Raw genomic sequence first — 5,841 nt, forward strand, 5'->3', positions numbered from 1 at the left:
TTGATCAGATATTCCGTCCGTTCATCGGACAGATTATTCAGCGTCTGGATCACCAGGATTTTGAACATCAACACTGGATCAAATGGTGGACGACCGCCTTTGCTTCCATCCGCATAGGCCAGCGCTTTATCCAGGTCAGGACGAAAGGCTTCAAAATCTACAGTCCGGGAAAAGGCTTCGAGCTGATCACCAAGCCCGCTCAGCCGAGCAAGCCGCTCTTCGACGTCAAAAAAGCCCGGCTGTTTCATAGCGCCATTCCCCCGATAAGGACCGAAAAAACGAAATCATAGAAAAGCCCCCAAAACTAAGAGGTTTTTAGAACCCTCCACCTGATCATTTATGTATTTTTTTGCCTCTCCATATACTTCTGGGCACTGATTTTTTTTTCTGGCGTGAGAGCTCTGTAAAGATCAATCAAAATATCTTCATCTGATGAGATGACGCGTTTTACTGGTTTGGTTGAGAGGCCATCCAGAAAAAAATTGATGGGAACATCAAAAATTTCAGAAATTTTTGGAAGATATTTTTGAAGATCTCCAGTTCGTCCCGTTTCAAGCGCAGCAACCGCAGAGCGACTGATATTGAGCGCTTCAGAAAGCGCAAGCTGGCTCATCTTTGCGGACTTGCGGAGAGCAAAGAGCTTTTGTGCCAACGCGAGTGTTGGAGGCACGCGGGTTTCATCAATTTCAGTAAGAGACGCTTGGGTAATTTTAATCCATTTTCGAAAAAGAGAGTGAGCGCATCTTTTTATGTCTAATTTATTGTTCAATACCTGAAATTCGATACTGCTTTTTACCAGATCAACAATTTTTCTAGGGAATTCCTGTTGATTTTTGGGGGTCCAGATCTGTCCTGGAGTCAGCAAGGTTCTATGTGGCATGATTGTGGCATCGTATAAGAAAAACCCGGTGACGTGAAGTCACCGGGTTCTTTTTTGTTATGCCTGAAGAGCCACGTCTAGTGTCGTGTCTGTCACCAGATAGGGACCAGACGCAAGAATTTGAACGGATAACAGAGCGATACTGCCCAGAGGGCGATGTCCTAAAGAAAGAAAAGCATTTCCTTCAGTCCAACGCACTGTTCCATCTTCGACGTTACTCCAACCCGAAATACCTTCCTCGATCAAATGCGCGCTGAGCAAACGCGTTGCATTGCTTTCGAACATTCTGATATCGCCGACCAGAACACCCAGTGTCCGACGATCGTCCACAAATGGTCCTAGTGCGTCATATGGACGACTAGCACGAGAGGCGATCCGGACGCTGCCAACGCCGACAGGGATCATGAAGATAACCTGATCATTATTGGTCCGGGCTGCCCGGATTGTTGCGCCTGTATCAGTCACAAGGTGCAAGTCGCTGTCATAGGTCAGAGGCTGGGGGGCGGTTTGTACCGGGCAGTTCTGCTCCTTGGCACGACCTTCAATCTGACGGTAAATCGGCTCGACGGCTTCACGCGACACGGTGAGAGGAGCCGCGGCATCATCCCAGGAGAGATCACGGCTGAGAGGGATGGAGACGACAGCGTTATTTTGACGGAAAGCGCGACGGTTTCCGGTATCGAGATAACTCTCCGTCAACATACCATCAGCCATGATGACGGAGTGATCAGCGGTTTCGATGTGATAGTAGTCGTAAGACGTGATCGAGGTGTCATAGAAGATCGAACGACCGTTTACGAGCATCCGGGCCGGCACGAACTTGCCATCAAAGAAGAGACAGTGCTCGGCGGTGATCAGCATGTCTTTAAAAGGAACGCCCTCAGCGATCGCATTTTTGAGAATGCGAACGGGATACCCTGCCTGATCTAAAGCAAGATGCGGACGGACTGTGCAGCGGGCCTGGCCGGCCCATGTCACCTGGCGAACTGTCTCGGTCCCATCGACATATGCTGTGACGTTATCACCGACCGCCAGCTTTTCGACGGCAATCGTTCCAGACGGGATTGAGATGAGGCTGCCCGCAAGGAAGCAGACTTCAGCAAGGGACCCACCATTGCCATCACTCACGAGAGCGAAACCTGTCGTTTTGACGCCTTCGATATTCAGGGTGATGGTGTTTCCATTGCTGAGCGTTACGACCACCTGATCGTTGGACGGATAGCTGTATGTTGCACCCGTAGGAGAAACGCCGGCCAGATCTATTGAATCTGAATCACCGGGTCCCGTTCCTGTATACCCACTGATAACCGTACTGACTGTACCACCATTTTCGAGACCCGAAATGGTCAGTCCGTGGTTGGTGTCTCCTACGAGGTCAATGGTTCCACCAGCATTGTTCCAGATCGTTGCAGAGCCGCCATTGGCTATGGTGACAACACCTGAAATTGCTGCTGAACTTGCAACCGTAAGCGATCCGCCACTTGACACCGTCGTTGTGCCCACGACACTGCCTGCATCGGCATCAATGGCCCCGCCACTGGTAATAGTATTGTCCTGAGCAATACCATTGGAACTGATCTCCAGTACACCGCCGGAGTTAACGATTGTTCCGGAAGCCGTACCAGCGAGGCCAAGACCGCCGCCACTGGAAATAACGGTGTTATAAACAGTTCCTCCGGAACTAACAACGACGGTACCCAGCGTTTCAAGTGTCAGACCTGAAGCCGTAGCGCCCCCACTCACGGTCACAATGGCACTATTATCAATTATGGTGGTGGTAAGGCTTCCACCAGAGTCGACGTGGCCTGTTCCGCCGTTAATTGTACTCCCTTCTACCAAACCACCAGAAGCAATTTCCAAAACAGCGCCCGTATCGATCGTAACATTTGATCCGGTACCCTGAATACCAACACCGGCTCCGCTTGAGGCGATAATGTTGGACGTCACACCACCCGCATATACGGCGACAGTATTACCGGAGACAAAGGCCCCGCCAGACAGGCTACCTCCGCTGCTGACCGCAACAGTTGCCGCTCCAGCAACGGGGCTTTCACTAAGAGATACGCCACTCTCAATGATCAGGGTCCCACCAGCACTTGTCCACGTGTGTGACCCCAAATCTCTATAAGCAGAAATTGTCCCGCCAGAAAGAATGTAATTTTCCCCAGTATATTGCTGAGCTCCAGCATCGACTATAAGACTAGCACCACTCAACAATGTTAAAGTGGAAGATGAATATCCAATGAGAGATCCCCGTTCGAGCTCAATAGATCCTCCTGAGGAAACCGTCAGGTTTGCATCTAATCTACCACCGCTACTAACAACAAACCCTGCACCAGATGCTACTGACCCCGTTCCTGAATATTCTCCTCCGGAGAGAATAACAGCGCTAGAAAATGCTGCTCCATAGAAACTTCCTGGGGCCCCCGCGCCACCAACTGCATCTGTTACATAGAGTGTACCATTAGATACATAACTCATTTTATTATCCTCTAATTAATTTGATTCTATTTATCACCATTTCTGAGGTGATAAGTTTTGTGCGCTCAAACTGCCTTTCGGAGTTTTTGTGCCGCGGACACCACAAAAAATCGTGGTGATCAAAACGCTCCTTCGGGTCATTCCAGCATGAATTACAGGTGTGCCAGTTGATCACGCGCCCGGGCGTTTCAAACTCGTTATTGGGGTGGGTAAACCCTGAAATCATGATCACAGGACAGCCTGCAGACCATGCGAGCCAGGCTAGGCCTGAACTGCCGCCAATAAAAAATGCTGCATGCTTAAGCCAGCGCGCTCGTTCTGCCAGAAGACGATTTCCTGTCTGGTCTTCAGCTCCATGCGGCAAGTGGTTCCATACCACGCCTGTCCCATGTTCGGCTTTCTGATCAATACAGACGACGCGATACCCTTGCTCTTTAAGCCACGTGATAACTTCGCGCCAACCTGTCGGGTTATTCCAATATTTACATTGGGAGCTCGCCTGTACGGCGATACAGACATAAGGCTCTTTTAGAGGACGACTTTCGTCAGAAAGAGTAATCTTTGCAGGCTCTTCTTCAGGGGGAACCCCGAGGATATAGGCGGCTGTTTTATGTAGGCCGACATATCGAAAATCAGTCGGTTGCCAGTCACATGCCACATCATCAAAAAACAGTCCTAAACTATAGGTCCCGTAGAATGTGTCGCTGAGCTTTTGGTCAATGACCTCTTCGTGCGTAAAAAAGCGAATATGAGGATACGCTTTCTCAAACAAAGGACTGATGAGGCCTGAAAGAGCGCAGGTGACATGGGCACCATGTTTTTTCGCAAAGCGGTTTGCATAGGGCATCCAGGCCAATGTGTCGCCGAGTGTACCCACTGGGAATTGGATTAGAATCTCTTTGTTTTGTGGGTCGAAGTGATGACTGAAAACCTGTTTCTCTGATTTGACGCCACCTTGAGGCTGACTTTCGATCCAAACATCTATGCCAAATCGGACATACCAACGCTTGCTGGAATGAATAAGACCTGCAGGGATCCCGGTTTTCTCAAAGAGAATATTGCCCGTATCAAGGTCTCTAAGTCGGACGTGCCATGTTTGCCCGTCTTCCAGAAGTGGCAGTTGAACACGACACCCAAAATTGAAATCAAACCGAATGCCATGATGCGCCTGTTGAGTCGGGACTGACGCTGAAGGGGGATATGCGGGCTTATCAGAAAGCTTGGAACCAAGGGGGTTCGCACCGCTCGAAGCGGCCTCTTGATCACTCGATATCGGGCTCTGAGGCATTAATTAAGAAGTTCCAAATTTTTATCGCGAGGCGGTAACGATCAGTTAATAGTTAATAAAATAAAAATCATCAAGTGAATGTTTTTTTCATAATGACAAAAATATTGCCCCCCGCGGGAAGGGTCGAAAAACTCTCTGGTTTTGAGGCTCTCTGTGTGACTCCATTCCTTCGATCTTGGGGCAGGGCATAGTGATATGAAGCAGCCAAGGTTCTTTTATGTTGATGAAGAGAGATTTACTCGGTTCAGAGGGCCTAGGTCACGTTGACAAAAGATCTATACGATCTGCCTGAGATCTGATTCACTTCCTGGCTGTGGGATAACGGGCAGAGAGAACAGGCATGGCACGAGGCGATCTGACGGATCAGGAATGGGCGATGATTGGTCCGCTTCTGCCGCCTGAGCGTGGACGTTGGGCTCGTCCATCTGGAGACAATCGCCAGTTTCTCAATGGTATGCTGCATGTTCTACGAACGGGTTGCCCCTGGCGGGACATGCATGAACGCTACGGCAAATGGAACTCGGTCTATGTCCGGTTCCGGCGTTGGGCTGAACAGGGTGTCTGGGATGCTCTTTTACAGACCCTGGTAGATCTGGGGCTGACTGATAACTGGCAGCATATGATCGACAGCACCGTAATCCGCGCCCATTCACAGGCCACTGGGGCAAAAGGGGGGCTTATTCGGAGGCTTTTGGTCGGTCACGCGGCGGCTTTACGAGCAAAATCCATGCCCGATGTGACAATCAGGGACGCCCTCTCGGCTTTGTCCTTACCGGAGGCCAGGTCTCGGATTACAAAGCCACAGACGCCCTGATGAAGCTACCTGTCCCGAACCCCAAAGCCATGCTGGCCGACCGGGGCTATGACAGTGACAGTTTCCGCCAGGAACTGCTGATCCACGGGATCCTGCCGGTCATTCCATCACGCAAAGGCCGCAGCGCTCCACAGAAAACAGACTGGCGGCGTTACAGGGATCGCAACCACATCGAGCGGATGTTCAACAGGCTCAAGCAGATGCGCCGCATCGCGACCCGCTACGACAAGACCGCCTTATCCTTCATGAGTTTCCTCAATATCGCCGCCGCAAGGCTCTGGATCAGATCTTTTGTCAACGTAACCTAGGTGGAGGGTTCGAAAAACCCCCTGGTATTGAGGTCTGCTCTGTGATTCCATTTCCCCTTAGTTGATTGGG

The 5,841-nt window shown here is 50.5% G+C and carries 4 protein-coding genes and 1 pseudogene; 1 reads left to right on the top strand and 4 read right to left on the bottom strand.

Going from position 1 to position 5,841, the window contains the following annotated elements; translation table 11 throughout:
* The 4 genes from R5H23_RS16545 to R5H23_RS16560 all read right to left on the bottom strand — a co-directional run.
* Nucleotides 1-248: transposase (locus R5H23_RS16545; RefSeq protein ID WP_317216105.1), on the bottom strand; the 248-nt coding region annotated here is incomplete at its 3' end.
* An 89-nt stretch (nt 249-337) separates the two neighbouring features.
* Nucleotides 338-880, bottom strand: coding sequence for a helix-turn-helix domain-containing protein (locus tag R5H23_RS16550; protein ID WP_244974656.1), 543 nt, complete (start codon nt 878-880; stop codon nt 338-340).
* A gap of 57 nt (nt 881-937) precedes the next feature.
* Nucleotides 938-3,361 (bottom strand): Hint domain-containing protein, encoded by a 2,424-nt coding sequence (locus R5H23_RS16555; RefSeq protein ID WP_211499771.1) that lies wholly within the window; start codon nt 3,359-3,361, stop codon nt 938-940.
* A gap of 4 nt (nt 3,362-3,365) precedes the next feature.
* Nucleotides 3,366-4,649: an autotransporter strand-loop-strand O-heptosyltransferase gene (locus R5H23_RS16560; protein WP_015075061.1), complete on the bottom strand. Its 1,284-nt coding sequence runs from the start codon at nt 4,647-4,649 to the stop codon at nt 3,366-3,368.
* 367 nt (nt 4,650-5,016) lie between these two features.
* Between R5H23_RS16560 and R5H23_RS16565 the strand changes: the two are divergent.
* Nucleotides 5,017-5,768 (top strand): annotated as a pseudogene (locus R5H23_RS16565) (IS5 family transposase); the annotation flags it as partial.
* Nucleotides 5,769-5,841 lie beyond the last annotated feature (73 nt).

The sequence above is a fragment of the Gluconobacter sp. GP1 genome (assembly GCF_032913585.1).
GTDB lineage: Bacteria > Pseudomonadota > Alphaproteobacteria > Acetobacterales > Acetobacteraceae > Gluconobacter > Gluconobacter cerinus.